The following is a 14,705-nucleotide window of genomic DNA, read 5'->3' on the forward strand; positions in this document are numbered from 1 at the left end:
AAATTGAAAGCGCTTAATATTTAATTTTCTTTATGCTATGGTTTAGGGACAATAGATATATTTAGGAGGTAATTAAATGAGTGCAACAAATTACACTGAATTTTTAGCGCAAACGAAGTTACTTACCGGTTCAGATTCTGTTTATAACCTCGCTGATGAACTTTCGAAGGACTCTGATAGTCCACTACTTATAGTCACGGACAAAGGTATTAAAAATAGTGGAATGTTAGATCAAGTTTTAGAAGTTTTGCAACCACTTAATTTGGAAGTTCACATCTTTGATGATGTAAAACCAAATCCTACTATTGAAAATACACAAAGCATTTACGAAAATCACAAAAGTAATCAAATAAAATCGATTGTCGCTCTTGGTGGTGGAAGCGTCATAGATACTGCTAAAGCTGTCTCTATACTCTTCACAAATGATGGACCACTTGATAAATACTTCGGTTTTGATTTATATGAAAACTCGCCACTTCCTCTCTACGCTATACCAACTACAGTAGGTACAGGTAGTGAAGGGGGAAATGCAACAGTATTAACAGTTGAGGAAAACAACAATAGATTTAAAAAACTTATTTTTGGTGCAGATTTATTCCCTAAAGTAGCTGTACTGGATGGTAAATTGATATCTGGTATGCCTGGGCATTTAGTTTCTTCTACAGGCATGGATGCACTTACGCATGCTATAGAAGGCTATGTCTCTTTAAATGGTTCAGTAATTACAGACGCCTTAAATTTACATGCTGTAAAAGTGATTGGAGATAATATTCTTCAGGCATATTCAAACACAAATAATATAACTGCTATGAACAATATGGTTCAGGCAAGTTGTTCAACAGGTATTGGTATGTCTAATGGTGGTTTGGGATTAGTTCACGGAATTTCGCATGCAATTGGAGCAAAGTATGATGCCCCTCACGGTATAGTGAACGCAATTCTCTTACCGTACGTTTTAGAATACAACTGGGTATCTAATCCAGAGAAATTTTCAGATATCGCAAATGCTCTGAGGGTTGATACTGTCAGACTAACAGTCGAGCAAGCAGCAAAAGCTGGAGTAGCAAGAGTCTTTGAACTCACTGAGGAAGTGGGAATACCTTCACAACTAAATGAAATTGGAGTTGAAGAAAAAGATATAGATACTTTAGCAGAAATGGCTATTAATGATGACTTGTACATGCAACCAAACCCAAGATCAGTTTCTCTAAATGACATTAAACGTATTCTTAATAAAGCATTATAATTATTTAGGAGGATTAAAATGACACAAATTAATTTATCTCCGGAAACTAAAGAATTCTTAAAAGAAACGGTGCCATTGTTTATAAATGGGGAGTTTGTTAAATCAGAATCAGGTAAAACTTTCGACTCAATCAATCCAGCTGATGGTGAGGTACTTGCCACAATCTTTGAAGCTGGAAAAAATGATATAGATAAAGCCGTTAAAGCTGCACGAGCTGCTTTTGAAAGTCCAGAATGGTCAGAAATTAGCACTTTAGAACGTGGGAATTTAATGTTTAGACTCTCTCAGCTGATTGAAGAAAATAAACAAATTATAGCTGAACTAGATTCATTAGATAATGGGAAACCCATAAAAGAATTACTAGAAAATGATATCCCAAATGCCATAGGTCAATTCCAATATTTTGGAGGTTGGACTACTAAAAACACTGGTCAAACTATACCTGTAAGTAGTGCATCTTTCAATTACACAAAACACGAGCCTGTTGGAGTCGCAGGACAAATTATTCCTTGGAATTTTCCATTTATGATGGCCGCTTGGAAACTTGCACCTGCACTAGCAACAGGATGCACAGCAATATTAAAACCAGCAGAACAAACACCTTTATCTGCAATTTATTTAGCTAAACTAATTAAAGAAGCTGGTTTTCCAAATGGTGTTGTGAACATAGTTCCTGGATTTGGTAGTGAAGCTGGAAATTCCTTAGTTGAACATGAAGACGTCGATAAAATCGCTTTTACAGGATCGACAGCTGTTGGTCAAACAATCATGAAAAAAGCAGCAGATAGTATGAAACGAGTCACTCTTGAACTTGGTGGCAAATCACCAAATATTATCCTTCCAGACGCAGATTTAGAAAAAGCAATTCCAGGAGCATTTGCAGCAATAATGGCTAACCAAGGAGAAGTGTGTAGTGCAGGTTCAAGATTATATGTTCATAAAGATATATATGATGAAGTTCTAAGTAAACTGTCTGATTATGCTAAAAAAGTTAAGCAAGGGCATGGTTTAGCAGATGATACAGAAATGGGGCCATTAGTCTCAAAAAAACAACAAGATCGTGTGAAAGACTACATTCAGCAAGGTATAAATGATGGAGCAACCCTACTAACTGGAGGTAGTCATTCTGAAAAAGGCTACTTTGTAGAACCTACCATCTTCACTGATGTTACAGATGATATGTCTATAGTAAAGGAAGAAATTTTTGGGCCCGTACTCGTAGCTCAAAAATTTGAGACGCTAGACGAAGCTATTATGAAAGCAAATGATTCACCATATGGACTAGGAGCTGGCGTTTGGACTGAAAGTAATAAGAATGCACATTATATGGCGGATAGAATTAAATCTGGTTCTGTATGGGTGAACTGTTATAACCTTACTAATCCAGCAATACCTTTTGGAGGCTATAAGAAATCAGGTTTTGGTAGAGAAATGGGTTCTTATGCCTTAGAAAATTATACTGAAGTTAAATCAGTTTGGATGGATTTAAGTTAAACACTAGAAAAAATCCCCTAAACAATTGAGGAGCACCCAACAGTTAAATGTTGGGTGCTCCTCAATGTGATTTTAGAATATTGTTTAATTATCAAACTCTCAATATCTCTCGGATACTCCGTAATCAACACTGTCTTGTCTTCTTCTAACACCACAGTGTCTGAGTGTCTGAATCCTCCAGCACCTGGTATTTAAATGCCTGGTTCTACACAGAACACCATACCCGCTTCTAACACTAAATCGTTATCAAATCTTAAACTTGGTTCTTCATGTAAACCTATACCTATGCCATGCCCTGTTCGATGCACAACATATTCTTCTAATCCCGCTTCTTTAAACACATCTAAAGCAACTTGATTCACTTCTTTTGTAGTCACACCTACTTTTATAAAGTCCAATGCTTTTTGTTGTGCTTCAACCATCACTTCAAACGCTTTTCTTTGTTCTTCTGTCGGTTCTACAACAAATATCGTTCGTTCGCATTCTGCTCTATATCCATTCAAGCCGACTTGTCTACTGTGAATAATGATATCCCCTTCCTCTATTTTTCTAGAGTTGGAGAATACATGTGTCATGTTCGTTCTATCCACACCTGAAGGTGACATCACAAAATAATCTAAGGTAGAATTCGGATAGGTATTCGATACTTCTTTAAATAGATATTCCGTTCCAAAATAGTCCATTTCCAATTCACTTAAACCTGCTTGTACATTCTCTAGAGATAATTTCACCGCTTCACTTACTAATTTCCCAGATTCTTTAATCATAGAAATTTCATCAGCAGATTTTACCGCTCTCATATTTACTATATCTGTCTCTATATTTTCAACTTCAAAACGCTTTTCTTTTAACATGAACGCAAGCTTCGTAGGCAGTGATGCAAATTCAATTCCTACTTTAGAGCCAGCAAGTATTGTATTCATTAAGGCATCAACTTGAGCTAAGTACGAATACTCTCCTTCTTTACCTTCAACTTCGTGGTAAACATATAACCGATCGGCTGCTGCCATATGTTTTGCATGGTTTTCTTCTAACTTCGGAATTACTATAGCCATGTCACTCTGTGACATTTTCAAAAGAATGGGTCTAGAATAAGTAATTGCCTTTAAACCACTAAAATAATACTGGTTTTCAAAACTTGAAAGTAGCACAGTATCTTTTTCTTTCATTACCTTCTTAGATGCTCAACCCTTTTCTTATTCATAAATAGCTCAGCTCATTCCTAATTTATTTGAAAATTACTAACTCACAGGATCTTAGCTATAAATTCCTTCCAGGTACTCCATCACATACTCATTAATACTTTCATCAAATTCTCTTTCCTTAAACCCTAAAGACTCCAATAGTTTTTTCATCGGCTCATTTCCAACAACATAATCCGCAATCAACACATCAAACCGTTCGTCCGCTTCAAATTGCTCAATTACTTTCCTCACAATCGCCTTACCATATCCTCTACCTTGAAATCTTTCATCAACCATCATTCGCCAAATCATATATTCTTTTTCTTCTACATCTTCATCTAACAAGATAAATCCAACAACTTCTCCTTCATCTTCTACAGCAAAGGGAAAGACATCACCTGCATTTCTATACAGATAGGCATCTGCCAACGACCTCACATTTGGTGCGACAAATCGTTTTTTATCCTGTTCATCGCTAATTCTAAGTTTCAACACTTTTTCAAAATTGTCTTCTGTTATTTCTTTAAACTCTACCATTTAATGTCCATCCCCTTAAACTAAAACCCCACCAATGTATTCTCACTGGCGGGGTCATACTACTTACTCAACTGGTTCTCCTACTGCAAAATAATTACCTTTACCATCTTGGAAGTTGAACGTTTTCGTACCTGGAATTTCTACTAGTTCTCCAACTTCTACGCCCCTAGTTTTACTTTCCTCATAGAGGGCCTCAATGTTTTCTACTTCAAACATCAACGACGGGGTGCCTAGGCTCACTTCGGGGCTGTATTTTTCTATAAACGCTTTTGAAAACAGGGTCATAGTCGTCTCTGCTGCTTCATTCGGCGCGAGGTCATAGCCCTTAAAGTCTTCCGGCAGTTCAATCGTTTCTTTTACAACAAAATCAAACTTCGTCGTCCAAAATTCCTTCGCCGCTTCAACATCTTCTACATACACCATCACACTCTGAAGTTTCTTAAACATGTCAGCCTCCTATTTTATACTTTACGATATTTTCTTAAACCGAAGATATCTAGTAAAGTGAATAACACAATAAACCCTACAAGAATCAATAATTCTTGCCATATTGCTATAAAGCCGTTCCCTTTTGTCATGACTTCAGTCAATGCTTCTCCTGCATAAGTTAGTGGAAAGATGTAACCAATTACTGATATCCAATCTGAAATATTTTCTAAAGGAATGATTCCTGAGAAAAATACTTGGGGCACAATCACTAATGGTATGAACTGAACCATCTGGAATTCTGTGTTTGCAAAGGTGGAAATGAACATCCCAATGACGAGCGCAGCCATTGCTAAGAGTATTGTTATTACAAATACCCATATAATATTACCTGCAATCGTCATATTTAAGAGATAGATTGAGTACAGTACAATGATAATCGTCTGTAAAATTGCATAGCCACCATAACCACCCATATAACCAAGCACAACATCTCGCCTTTTTACTGATGTTGCTAGCATTCTTTCCATGGTGCCCATCGTTCTTTCTTTCAGCATCGACATACCTGAAATTAAAAAGACAAAGAAGAAAACAAAGAAGCCCATGAGAATTGGAAACATCTTATCAAAGAAGGTGGAATCCTCATCACCATACAGATAACTTTCCTCAACATCCATTGCAGGCATCGTTTCATCACCAGGCATGTTATTAAACATTTCCTGTGCAGTTTCTCTTATTGTAGATTGAACTGCAGTTTGAATGACCTGCTTCGCTGCGTTGGTTTGAGACGGATCTTCGTTATGATATGTCACTGTAATTTGATCATCTTTTATGTCCATGTAAGCATCTAAATTATCATTATCCAACAACGTATCCAAGGTAGGTTGTAAGGCGTAAGGGATGACTTCTACTTCCTCAGGCATATTTTCTATAAATCGTTCATCAATTGTATCTGGAACACCGATACGTACATTCAAATCATTATTCACATCAAAGACAAAATACATCAATGTAATGACAAGAAGTGGTGCTAACAACATTAAGGCTAATGTTCTCTGATCCCTATATAATTCTAAGGCTACTTTTTTAGCAATTGCCGTCAATCTGATCATGTTGTCACCTCCAGTTTCAAGAACACATCCTCAATGGAGTGTACCTCAAACTGTGTCATCAGTTCTTTTGGTGTACCGTAAGCGTATATTTCTCCATTCACAATGAGTGCGACCTTATCACAGCGTTCCGCTTCACTCATAACATGTGTCGTGACAACAATGCCTTTCCCTTCATCTCTTAAAACTCTTAGCTGTTCCCATATCGTTTTCCTCAATTTAGGATCAATACCAACGGTCGGTTCATCTAGGACGAGTAAATCTGGTGCACCAATTAAAGAGATTGCCAAAGATAATCGTCTTTTCATACCACCTGAAAATTGAGAAACAACTTTATTTCTTGAACTACTCAAGTCTACGAGTTCAAGATTCTTATCAATTTCGTGATTGAGCACTTCACCTTTAAGTTTTTTTAACTTACCAAAAAAGGACATATTTTCATGTGCCGTCAAGGTCTCATAAAGTGCCGTTTCTTGGCCCATATATCCAATCTTGTTCATCATTTTTCGGTTCGGCATCTTTTTGTTCATGAAATACGCCTCACCTTTGGTTAGCTCTTCCATGCCTAGAAGTGTTCGAATACATGTCGTTTTGCCGGAGCCACTCGGCCCAATTATACCGAGTATTTCCCCGTCATATATATCAAGATTGATATTATTTAAAACCTGCTTAAAGAAGAAAAACTTATCGCCATCAATCAGTGATGCAATTTTTTCAGCCATTTCTATCACTACCTTTTAATCTACCTATATTTACGAAAAAAGACCGGAACGTCTAAAGCGTTCCGGTCATCTATGATTCCGAGTGGGATTGAACCACCGACCCCTTCGATGTCAACGAAGTGCTCTCCCGCTGAGCTACGGAATCACGAGTCAGCATATCATCTACTTTAAGATAGAACGATATATAAAGCAACTCTATAACCGGAAATTACTACTCCATTTCAGCTTTCAATAAATGCCCGACTTCAATGAGAAATTGACGTCCATCTAAGTTTGTCGGCCAACCTTGACTGAGGACTGCAAACTTCAATATTTCCTTATCCATTTTAAATATGCCGACATCATGCTCTAGCTTATCGATTGTACCACTTTTTGATGACACAGTGATATGATTTTCTTCACCACCATCATCCAAAGTACCACCAACTCGGTCGTTAAATTGTTGTTGTCTTAATAAGCGTTTCATTCTATCTCTAATGGGTTGTGATATATACTCATTATCTTCATATATTAAATTAAGTGCTGTCATCATACCTGATGCTGTCGCAATATTATACATTTTATTAGGATCTGCGTTCATATTCATATAATGACTTTTTAATTCGGTATCCCTTAGACACCACTCTTTAAAGTCTTTGTCCATCTGATCAAAGCCGACATAATCCATTAGTACATTTGACGCAGTGTTATCAGACACAATTAGTGCAATGGTCACTAGGTCATGTAGGGTCATTGTTCTAGTATCTTCCATCGAATGTAAGACACCCGATCCCATCACTTTCTTACTCGCATCGAGCCTTGGGTTTTCATCTAGTAATTCACCTTTTTTTAAGGCGGATAAACATAAAGGAATTTTCGTTATGCTTGCTGAGCGAAAGATATGATCTTGCCGATGTGTATATACTTTCCCCTGATACTCGATTTGATAGGCTATATTATTAGTTGCTTGCTTTGATACTAATGCATTTAATTTCTCTTCTAACATCCTCATCCCCCTCCATTTGAGTATAATCTAAAAATTCTATCAACTCAATGACAATACAGCTTTATAATGTCCCGAAATCATGATAATGTAATCGTATACAAAGGGGAGGTTTACTATGGATAAAAAACTACGTGCAAAAGTTTTATCTGCAAGTTTAATTGGTTCGTCGATTGAGTGGTTTGACTTTTTCTTATATGCTGCTGTTGCTAGCATTATTTTTAACACTCAATTCTTCGTCACTGATGATCAATTTTTATCAACAATATTAGCTTATTTTGGTTTGGCACTATCATTCTTCATTCGTCCACTGGGCGGGGTTATTTTTGCCCATATCGGAGACCGTGTCGGCCGTAAAAAAACATTAATTATAACTTTAAGCATGATGGGCTTAGCGACTGCAGGGATTGGTCTTTTACCTACATACGCCTCAATTGGTATTGCGGCACCCATCTTACTGCTTCTATTCCGTTTAATTCAAGGTTTAGGTATTGGTGGAGAATGGGGAGGAGCTTTACTACTCGCAACAGAGTATGCACCTAAGAAACAACGTGGGCTCTTCGGTAGTTTCCCACAGATGGGTATTCCGATTGGCTTAGTCTTAGCTTACGGCTTTTTCTTCTTATTGACTTGGGCTATGCCTGAAGAAATTTTTCTAGCTTGGGGATGGAGAATTCCGTTTATCTTTAGTTTACTACTTGTGGTTGTCGGTCTATTAATCCGTAAAGGTCTAGATGAGACACCTGCATTCCAAGCAATGCAAAGAGAAGCTGCTAAAAAGAATGAAGTCCGTCAGTTACCAATCGTTGAGATCTTTAAAAAACATCCAAAAGAAGTACTGATTACATCAGGGGCTAAATTTGTAGAAACTGGACCATTCTATATATTTACTACTTTCATTGTTGGTTATGGTGTTGCGACACTTGATGTATCTTTCGAGTTTATGATGTTATCCATCATGGCAGTTTCAGTCGGAACAACGATTATGATTCCGATTATGGGAAGTTTATCCGACAAAATAGGTAGAAGGAAAATGTTCTTAGTCGGTGCTGTCGCAATGTTGATTTATGGCTTCCCATATTTCTACATTGTCAATACACATGAACCTGCTTTAGTTATACTCGCGACCTTCTTAGGCCTTGTAGTGATTTGGCCACCGATTACTGCGATTCTCGGTACGATGTTCTCAGAATCATTCAGTAAAGAAGTACGTTATACTGGAGTCACACTCGGTTATCAAATTGGTGCCGCAGTCGCTGGGGGGTCAGCACCATTGATTGCTGAATTCTTAATGAATCAGTTTAACGGTTCAAGTATTCCTGTATCACTTTACATTATTATGACCGCTATCGTTTCGATTGTAGCTGTCATGGCGATACGTGGTGAAAATGCTCAGGACCGTGAAGATCGACTTAAAAATATTGAAGCTTAATAGGAGTGAATACTTTGATTACATTGACAGACAAAGAAATTGAAGAAAAGTATAAAATTACTCATGCCATTGAAGATGTTATAAATATCCTTGACGACTATAAGAATGATCAGATCGTAGAATCCATTCGTACTGTACTACCGGCTGGTGAAGATAATTCTATGTTGTATATGCCTTGTATTAGTATCAGTAGTCAAGTTTCTATTATTAAAACAGTGTCTATTTTCCCAAGTAATAAAAATATGCCAACGACCCAGGGTAATATCTTAGTCACTGACTTAACAGACGGCGAGCATAAGGCGTCGATGGATGCATCTTACCTAACACGCCTACGTACAGGTGCGATGACCGCTATTGCGACAGATAAGCTTGCCACAGAAGACGCTAGATCATTAGGTGTCATTGGTACAGGAAATATGGCATTTGAACAAGTACTCGGCGTTATTCAAGTCAGAGATATCCAAAGAATTTACTTGTATAATCGTACAGAAAGTAAGGCGGAAGACTTTAAAAAACGCTTAGAAGATTTCGGAATTTGGTCTGATATAGAAGTCGTATCCGATGTCGATGCACTCGTCGAAATGAGTGACATCATCAACTGCGCAACACAAAGTAAAACACCAGTTTATAACGGTGCACTTGTAAAACCAGGTACACACATTAATGGCGTCGGCTCATTCACACCTGAAATGAGAGAAATGGATCATAAAATCGTCGAAAGAGCTGATCAGATTTATGTAGACGACATGCATGGTGCCAAAGAAGAAGCCGGGGAACTCATTGATGCTGTAGATAAAGACATCATAAGCTGGGATGACATCAAAGGGACCTTAGCAGATATTTTTGATGGCAACTACCTTCGCCAAAACGATGAAGAAATCACACTTTACAAATGCGTTGGTGCCGGATACTTCGATCTTGCAGTTGCTAACGGTGTAATGAAGATGTTTGCTGAATAAGATATAATATAAAGCGCGTACCGCATTTACGGTACGCGCTTTACTGTAGAATTTAGAAAGTGTGATACACATGATCAATTTTTTAAAACGACAAACAGAACACTTTTACCCAGGCTATTTTGCCATGGTCATGGCAACTGGTCCACTCTCTTTGTCTGGTATTTAGGTTATCATTTATTTGCAGAGATTTTACTCTACTTAAATATCGTAGTCTATTTTGTCTTAATCGTCTTAAACATCATCAGACTTTCAGTTAATACAAAGGCTGTCTGGTTAGATTTCACAAATGAAATCAAAGGGCCTGGTTTTTTCACTTTTATTGCGGCAAGTTCCGTGATTGGTAGTCAGTTAAGCATAATTTCTAATATGCCAATTTTAGGTTTTTACATATGGGTCCTCATACTCATTTTATGGATCGTTTTAATATATAGTTTTTTTCACCATCCTAATTATTAAAAAATCAAAACCCTTAATAAACGAATCAATCAATGGCGGTTGGCTGTTACTTATTGTCTCAACACAATCCTTAGCCATACTTGGTGTCCTTATGCAGGCACCATCAAACTATGAAGACATCATCATGTTTACATCACTCTGCCTCTTCTTTTTAGCATGCATGTTGTACCTAGCAATCATTGTTTTGATTTTTTATAGATTAATGTTTTATGAAATGGAAGCTATGTCGCTCACACCACCCTACTGGATCAGTATGGGGGCTTTAGCAATTACTACTTTAGCTGGAGCCATTTTCATTTTGAATGGTTCAGGAATCATCTTAGAATTTGAATCATTCATAAAAGCCACTACCCTCTTCTTCTGGGCATTTGGAACTTGGTGGATTCCACTACTCGTTATGCTGGGCGTATGGCGTCATGTCATCAACAAAGTACCTCTAAATTACAGCCAAGATCTATGGGGGATGTCTTTCCCTTTAGCAATGTACACTGTCGGAACCATAAATATATCTCAAGCACTAGAACTATCATTTCTTATGATCATCTCAGACATCACTTTTGGGATTGCCTTGATAACTTGGATATTAATATTTATAGGTATGATTGTGCATCACGGGAAACGGTTAAGAAGACATTGAGAATATTTGGATATATTATGATAAGTACCATCGTCTATCCAAACAATCTAGAATAAAGGAGCTGATGCAGAATGTGGTTTGCTATAATTGTCATTCTGGCAATTGGTGTAGGTGCACTCAGCACATTCTTATCTAATAAACAGGATATGGAGAAAATCCGTTTAAAACAAATAGATAAGGAAATAGAATTAGAGAGATTGAAACAAGAGAATTATCTGTTAGAGAATGAAGAAATGCAAAAGGTCCTTGATCGAATTAAGGCAGATAATAGAAAAATTGAAGCGGAGAAAAATAGTCCTTGGTTAATTCAAGAAACTAGAGAAAGACAAGTCACTAAAACTGAAGATTAAGAAGGACGTTTTATATAACTATATAGTGGTTAATTACAAACTAGAAGGTGTTTGTAATTAAGAAGTTTCTTTAAAAATATATACCGCAAGGTTTAAGCATGTTTGCAATAGTTTTAGCATCAAGAATCGCGCTAAATGATGGTAACTTTGAGTCAACGCATCTTATCACAGCTACAATTATGGCTATCGTTTACATGCTAACTATGGCATTTTTAGATTCACACCCAATGTTAAATGACAATGAAGATAATTAAGCAGTCACTTAGGCAATGATTCCTAAGTGACTTTTTCTTAATACATCCTTATACACTCTTCGACTAAATCAAAAAATCTATCATTATCTATTCCAGTTCCTACTTTTGCGTTTGGTTCTTCTTTTAAGACATTCGATTCATCACACACAGTTCTACCGTATGATGGTCCTCTATTGATATCCACTTCTACAAACATCTCTTTAACTTCAAATAAGCTCGGATCAATCAGATATGCTATTGTTGTCGCGTCATGAATTGGCCCCGCTTCTAAACCAAATTCTTCATATTGAGTCTTTAAAGTGAATCTAAGTAAGTCTCCAAACAGTTTTCCTGCCTTATTCCCTACTGCCTCCATTCTCTATATTACTGTTGGAGTACAGAGGGTTTGATTTGTCACATCAAGGCCCATCATCACGATTGGCACACCTGATTTAAAGACTACATGCCCCTTCAGGGTCTGCTAAAATATTAAACTCCGCTGATGGCGTGAAGTTCCAATTACCATAAGCTCCGCCCATCAAGACAATCTCTTTAATCTTCGGTAAAATTGCTGGCTCTAATTTCATTGCCATAGCAATATTTGATAATGGTCCTGTTGGTACAAGTGTAATGTCCCCATCGCTATTCATTAGTGTATCAATAATGTATTGCACACCATGCTGTTCTTTAGCTGAGCGCTGAAGTTCATCGAACACTGGACCATCGATACCTGATTCACCATGAACATTGCCTGCTACTAATTGTTCACGCACAATCGGTTCAGACATCCCACCGTAAATATCTACATCTATATCTAATAATTGTGCAACACTTAAGCCATTTCGTACATTATTATCTATGGTCTGATTCCCAGACACAATCGTAATTCCGAGTAAATCAATCGCAGGATGGGCATAAGCCATTAACATTGCGACAGCATCATCGTGACCAGGATCACAATCTAAAATAATCTTTCTTTTTCCATTCTATATCTCCTCTGTTTTTCGCCTTAAATTCACACTTATTACATACCCATAATTAATGATATTTATCGTGTTTCTAACTAGTTGATAGGGGTAAATATTTGAAAACAGAGGTGATAATATGAATTTATCTAATTATAAAGTACCAGGTACTAAAGATATAAAATTAAAAGATTATAAAACAAGTGAGGGAATGAAAAAAAATAATGATGACATTAAAGAAAATATCATTCCACCACTTGTTGAAAAACTAAAAAATTTACATTTAAAATTAAACGCTGAAGAAGAACACGGTATTATGGTCGTCTTACAAGCCATAGATGCTGCTGGTAAGGATGAAGCAATTTCTTATATATTTTCTAATTTAAATGCTCAAGGTCTAAAAGTTACTTCTTTTGGTAAACCATCAGAAGAGGATAAGAAAAAAGATTATCTACGAAGAATTCATGCAGGAGAACCAGATCGTGGTGAGATTGCGATTTTAAATCGTTCTCACTATGAAGAGATCATTGCCACTAAGGTCCATAATCTACTGGATGACGAAGACGATAATATATTTGAACAACGTTATCGACAGATTAATGATTATGAAAGATATCTATGTGAAAATGGCTTTACTGTCATTAAGTTTTTCTTCAATATGTCTAAGAAAGAACAGAAAGATAGACTATTAGAAAGAATGAAGCACCCTGACAAACAGTGGGAATTCTCATTCTCTGATGTTGAGGAACGTAAGAAATGGAATCAATATCAGATGGCTTTTGAAGATATGCTTAATAATACCTCCACACAGCTTAGCCCTTGGTACATTTTACCCGCAGATGATGAATGGCATAGTCGTCGAATTATTACAGAGGTTATGATCCATGTGTTAGAGAAAATTGACCCTAAACTCCCTGAGATTTCAGGTGAGGATAAAGAGAAACTGGAAAAGTATATTAAAGAATTGGAGAATGAATAGAGGATAACAGTTCTGTAAATATGGAGAGTGTTGGTTATGAATAAAGAAGAATTATTGAACTTAGCAGAAGAAATAAGTAAAGAATATCATGAGGATCTCAAAGAATTAGTTGATAGATAATTGCATAAAAATAAACGCTGCTTAGTAAACCCTATCAAGGATTCCTAAGCAGCTTCTTACAGAATTAAATTACAAAATAGCGTTAGCTAATAGTCTATCTATTTCCCTTATATCTATACCTTTACCAAGTTTAAGTTTTAAATGGCCCGCTCTAGTCCACAGCTCAACCTCAGCATTTACATCAAAAATACCTTTAGCATTCTCACTTGACCAAGCATTGATCGTGCTATAAGGGATTGAATAGACCTCTACTTTTTTACCTGATAGTCCTTGTGAATCTCTGAAGACAATTCTTTTGTTGGTGAATGTCACACTATCTCTGTATGTTTTAAAAGCAGTGACAAACCTTTCATCATCAATCATAATTTCTTCAACTTCTGCAGGTAACTCACATTTACTAAGTAAAGTATATTCAGGTAGACTGACGTTAGACATATTAACACTCCACTTTTAAATTTAATTTTACAAACTATTTATTGTCCGAGCTCAGCAACTGCTTCAATTTCAATTAGACAATCATGATGCAGTGGCGTTGTCGGCACAATTGCTCGTGCAGGTTTGTGATCTTTGAAATATTCACTGTAGATGACATTGATCTCATCCCAATACTTCACATCAGGTGTGTAGACACGGCACATAATGATATTTTCTCTAGTAATGCCAGCAGCTTCTAACACAACATCTAAGTTTTTTAGTGCTTGTTCAGTTTCAACCTTGATGCCACCACTCGGAATTTTCCCTGTTTCATTATCTATAGACAGCTGTCCTGAAATATAGAGTGTGCCATTATGCTCCATGGCAGGCACATAGTGTCCAGGATTGTTTTTTGAGTACTTTGTATGAATTGGTTTCATAGTTATCTCCTTCACACCGA

The 14,705-nt window shown here is 36.8% G+C and carries 18 protein-coding genes and 1 tRNA gene; 8 read left to right on the plus strand and 11 right to left on the minus strand.

Translation table 11 applies throughout. The features are described 5' to 3' along the window. Positions 1-76 precede the first annotated feature (76 nt). Together EYB29_RS07120 and EYB29_RS07125 are read left to right on the plus strand one after the other, a co-directional pair. Positions 77-1,246, plus strand: a complete 1,170-nt coding sequence (locus tag EYB29_RS07120; protein WP_166626988.1) for an iron-containing alcohol dehydrogenase — start codon at positions 77-79, stop codon at positions 1,244-1,246. 18 nt (positions 1,247-1,264) lie between these two features. Further along, complete coding sequence (locus tag EYB29_RS07125; RefSeq protein WP_166626989.1) at positions 1,265-2,740, plus strand: aldehyde dehydrogenase family protein; 1,476 nt, start codon at positions 1,265-1,267, stop codon at positions 2,738-2,740. A 191-nt stretch (positions 2,741-2,931) separates the two neighbouring features. Here the strand turns inward: EYB29_RS07125 and EYB29_RS07130 are convergent, their stop codons facing one another. The 7 genes from EYB29_RS07130 to EYB29_RS07160 form a co-directional block, all read right to left on the minus strand. Beyond that, complete coding sequence (locus EYB29_RS07130) at positions 2,932-3,909, minus strand: M24 family metallopeptidase (protein WP_240921845.1); 978 nt, start codon at positions 3,907-3,909, stop codon at positions 2,932-2,934. A gap of 87 nt (positions 3,910-3,996) precedes the next feature. Further along, positions 3,997-4,461, minus strand: coding sequence for a GNAT family N-acetyltransferase (locus EYB29_RS07135; RefSeq protein WP_166626990.1), 465 nt, complete (start codon positions 4,459-4,461; stop codon positions 3,997-3,999). A 63-nt stretch (positions 4,462-4,524) separates the two neighbouring features. Further along, positions 4,525-4,908 carry a VOC family protein gene (locus EYB29_RS07140; RefSeq protein WP_166626991.1) on the minus strand — a complete coding sequence of 128 codons (384 nt, stop codon included), beginning with the start codon at positions 4,906-4,908 and terminating at the stop codon, positions 4,525-4,527. A gap of 14 nt (positions 4,909-4,922) precedes the next feature. Then, a complete protein-coding gene (locus tag EYB29_RS07145; protein ID WP_371807498.1) occupies positions 4,923-5,999 on the minus strand; it encodes an ABC transporter permease in 1,077 nt (358 codons plus the stop codon). Continuing rightward, on the minus strand, positions 5,996-6,718 hold the full coding sequence (locus tag EYB29_RS07150) for an ABC transporter ATP-binding protein (protein ID WP_166626992.1): 723 nt from the start codon (positions 6,716-6,718) through the stop codon (positions 5,996-5,998). Before EYB29_RS07150 ends, EYB29_RS07145 begins: the two co-directional genes overlap by 4 nt. Before the next feature lie 73 nt (positions 6,719-6,791). Next, positions 6,792-6,863: transfer RNA gene (locus tag EYB29_RS07155), tRNA-Val, on the minus strand. A 66-nt stretch (positions 6,864-6,929) separates the two neighbouring features. Beyond that, positions 6,930-7,703, minus strand: coding sequence for a serine hydrolase (locus tag EYB29_RS07160; protein ID WP_166626993.1), 774 nt, complete (start codon positions 7,701-7,703; stop codon positions 6,930-6,932). Positions 7,704-7,818: 115 nt separating this feature from the next. Here EYB29_RS07160 and EYB29_RS07165 point away from each other — a divergent pair, with 115 nt between their 5' ends. The 5 genes from EYB29_RS07165 to EYB29_RS07185 all read left to right on the plus strand — a co-directional run bounded on the left by EYB29_RS07165 (position 7,819) and on the right by EYB29_RS07185 (position 11,788). Beyond that, positions 7,819-9,132, plus strand: a complete 1,314-nt coding sequence (locus EYB29_RS07165) for an MFS transporter (RefSeq protein ID WP_166626994.1) — start codon at positions 7,819-7,821, stop codon at positions 9,130-9,132. 14 nt (positions 9,133-9,146) lie between these two features. Continuing rightward, positions 9,147-10,091 carry an ornithine cyclodeaminase family protein gene (locus tag EYB29_RS07170; RefSeq protein ID WP_166626995.1) on the plus strand — a complete coding sequence of 315 codons (945 nt, stop codon included), beginning with the start codon at positions 9,147-9,149 and terminating at the stop codon, positions 10,089-10,091. A 442-nt stretch (positions 10,092-10,533) separates the two neighbouring features. Beyond that, positions 10,534-11,184 (plus strand): tellurite resistance/C4-dicarboxylate transporter family protein, encoded by a 651-nt coding sequence (locus tag EYB29_RS07175; RefSeq protein ID WP_305793598.1) that lies wholly within the window; start codon positions 10,534-10,536, stop codon positions 11,182-11,184. 71 nt (positions 11,185-11,255) lie between these two features. Then, positions 11,256-11,534, plus strand: coding sequence for a hypothetical protein (locus EYB29_RS07180; protein WP_166626996.1), 279 nt, complete (start codon positions 11,256-11,258; stop codon positions 11,532-11,534). A gap of 98 nt (positions 11,535-11,632) precedes the next feature. Then, entirely contained in the window at positions 11,633-11,788 is a 156-nt protein-coding gene (locus EYB29_RS07185) for a hypothetical protein (RefSeq protein ID WP_166626997.1), read from the plus strand. 37 nt (positions 11,789-11,825) lie between these two features. On the opposite strand, the gene EYB29_RS11650 is transcribed toward EYB29_RS07185, so the two are convergent. Next, positions 11,826-12,143 (minus strand): nucleoside hydrolase, encoded by a 318-nt coding sequence (locus tag EYB29_RS11650; protein ID WP_198687338.1) that lies wholly within the window; start codon positions 12,141-12,143, stop codon positions 11,826-11,828. A gap of 76 nt (positions 12,144-12,219) precedes the next feature. Continuing rightward, positions 12,220-12,696, minus strand: coding sequence for a nucleoside hydrolase (locus EYB29_RS11655; RefSeq protein ID WP_256370659.1), 477 nt, complete (start codon positions 12,694-12,696; stop codon positions 12,220-12,222). A gap of 175 nt (positions 12,697-12,871) precedes the next feature. Between EYB29_RS11655 and EYB29_RS07195 the strand changes: the two genes are divergently transcribed. Continuing rightward, positions 12,872-13,711, plus strand: coding sequence for a PPK2 family polyphosphate kinase (locus tag EYB29_RS07195; RefSeq protein WP_166626998.1), 840 nt, complete (start codon positions 12,872-12,874; stop codon positions 13,709-13,711). A 189-nt stretch (positions 13,712-13,900) separates the two neighbouring features. Here the strand turns inward: EYB29_RS07195 and EYB29_RS07200 are convergent, their stop codons facing one another. Together EYB29_RS07200 and EYB29_RS07205 are read right to left on the minus strand one after the other, a co-directional pair. Then, complete coding sequence (locus EYB29_RS07200) at positions 13,901-14,266, minus strand: PH domain-containing protein (RefSeq protein ID WP_166626999.1); 366 nt, start codon at positions 14,264-14,266, stop codon at positions 13,901-13,903. A 38-nt stretch (positions 14,267-14,304) separates the two neighbouring features. Next, the gene (locus tag EYB29_RS07205; protein WP_026866101.1) at positions 14,305-14,685 is read right to left on the minus strand and encodes a RidA family protein; all 381 of its coding nucleotides are present in this window, start codon (positions 14,683-14,685) and stop codon (positions 14,305-14,307) included. Positions 14,686-14,705: the final 20 nt, after the last annotated feature.

The sequence above is a fragment of the Jeotgalicoccus sp. S0W5 genome, assembly GCF_011634875.1.
In the GTDB taxonomy this organism is placed as follows: domain Bacteria; phylum Bacillota; class Bacilli; order Staphylococcales; family Salinicoccaceae; genus Jeotgalicoccus; species Jeotgalicoccus marinus.

Coding starts and splice junctions, on each gene's coding strand:
- EYB29_RS07145 (WP_371807498.1), bottom strand. CDS start 5,999: ATGATCAGATTGACGGCAATTGCTAAAAAAGTAGCCTTAGAATTATAT.
- EYB29_RS07165 (WP_166626994.1), top strand. CDS start 7,819: ATGGATAAAAAACTACGTGCAAAAGTTTTATCTGCAAGTTTAATTGGT.
- EYB29_RS07140 (WP_166626991.1), bottom strand. CDS start 4,908: ATGTTTAAGAAACTTCAGAGTGTGATGGTGTATGTAGAAGATGTTGAA.
- EYB29_RS11655 (WP_256370659.1), bottom strand. CDS start 12,696: ATGTTAATGGCTTATGCCCATCCTGCGATTGATTTACTCGGAATTACG.
- EYB29_RS07195 (WP_166626998.1), top strand. CDS start 12,872: ATGAATTTATCTAATTATAAAGTACCAGGTACTAAAGATATAAAATTA.
- EYB29_RS07150 (WP_166626992.1), bottom strand. CDS start 6,718: ATGGCTGAAAAAATTGCATCACTGATTGATGGCGATAAGTTTTTCTTC.
- EYB29_RS07200 (WP_166626999.1), bottom strand. CDS start 14,266: ATGTCTAACGTCAGTCTACCTGAATATACTTTACTTAGTAAATGTGAG.
- EYB29_RS07185 (WP_166626997.1), top strand. CDS start 11,633: ATGTTTGCAATAGTTTTAGCATCAAGAATCGCGCTAAATGATGGTAAC.
- EYB29_RS07130 (WP_240921845.1), bottom strand. CDS start 3,909: ATGAAAGAAAAAGATACTGTGCTACTTTCAAGTTTTGAAAACCAGTAT.
- EYB29_RS07125 (WP_166626989.1), top strand. CDS start 1,265: ATGACACAAATTAATTTATCTCCGGAAACTAAAGAATTCTTAAAAGAA.
- EYB29_RS07120 (WP_166626988.1), top strand. CDS start 77: ATGAGTGCAACAAATTACACTGAATTTTTAGCGCAAACGAAGTTACTT.
- EYB29_RS07205 (WP_026866101.1), bottom strand. CDS start 14,685: ATGAAACCAATTCATACAAAGTACTCAAAAAACAATCCTGGACACTAT.
- EYB29_RS11650 (WP_198687338.1), bottom strand. CDS start 12,143: ATGGAGGCAGTAGGGAATAAGGCAGGAAAACTGTTTGGAGACTTACTT.
- EYB29_RS07135 (WP_166626990.1), bottom strand. CDS start 4,461: ATGGTAGAGTTTAAAGAAATAACAGAAGACAATTTTGAAAAAGTGTTG.
- EYB29_RS07180 (WP_166626996.1), top strand. CDS start 11,256: ATGTGGTTTGCTATAATTGTCATTCTGGCAATTGGTGTAGGTGCACTC.
- EYB29_RS07160 (WP_166626993.1), bottom strand. CDS start 7,703: ATGTTAGAAGAGAAATTAAATGCATTAGTATCAAAGCAAGCAACTAAT.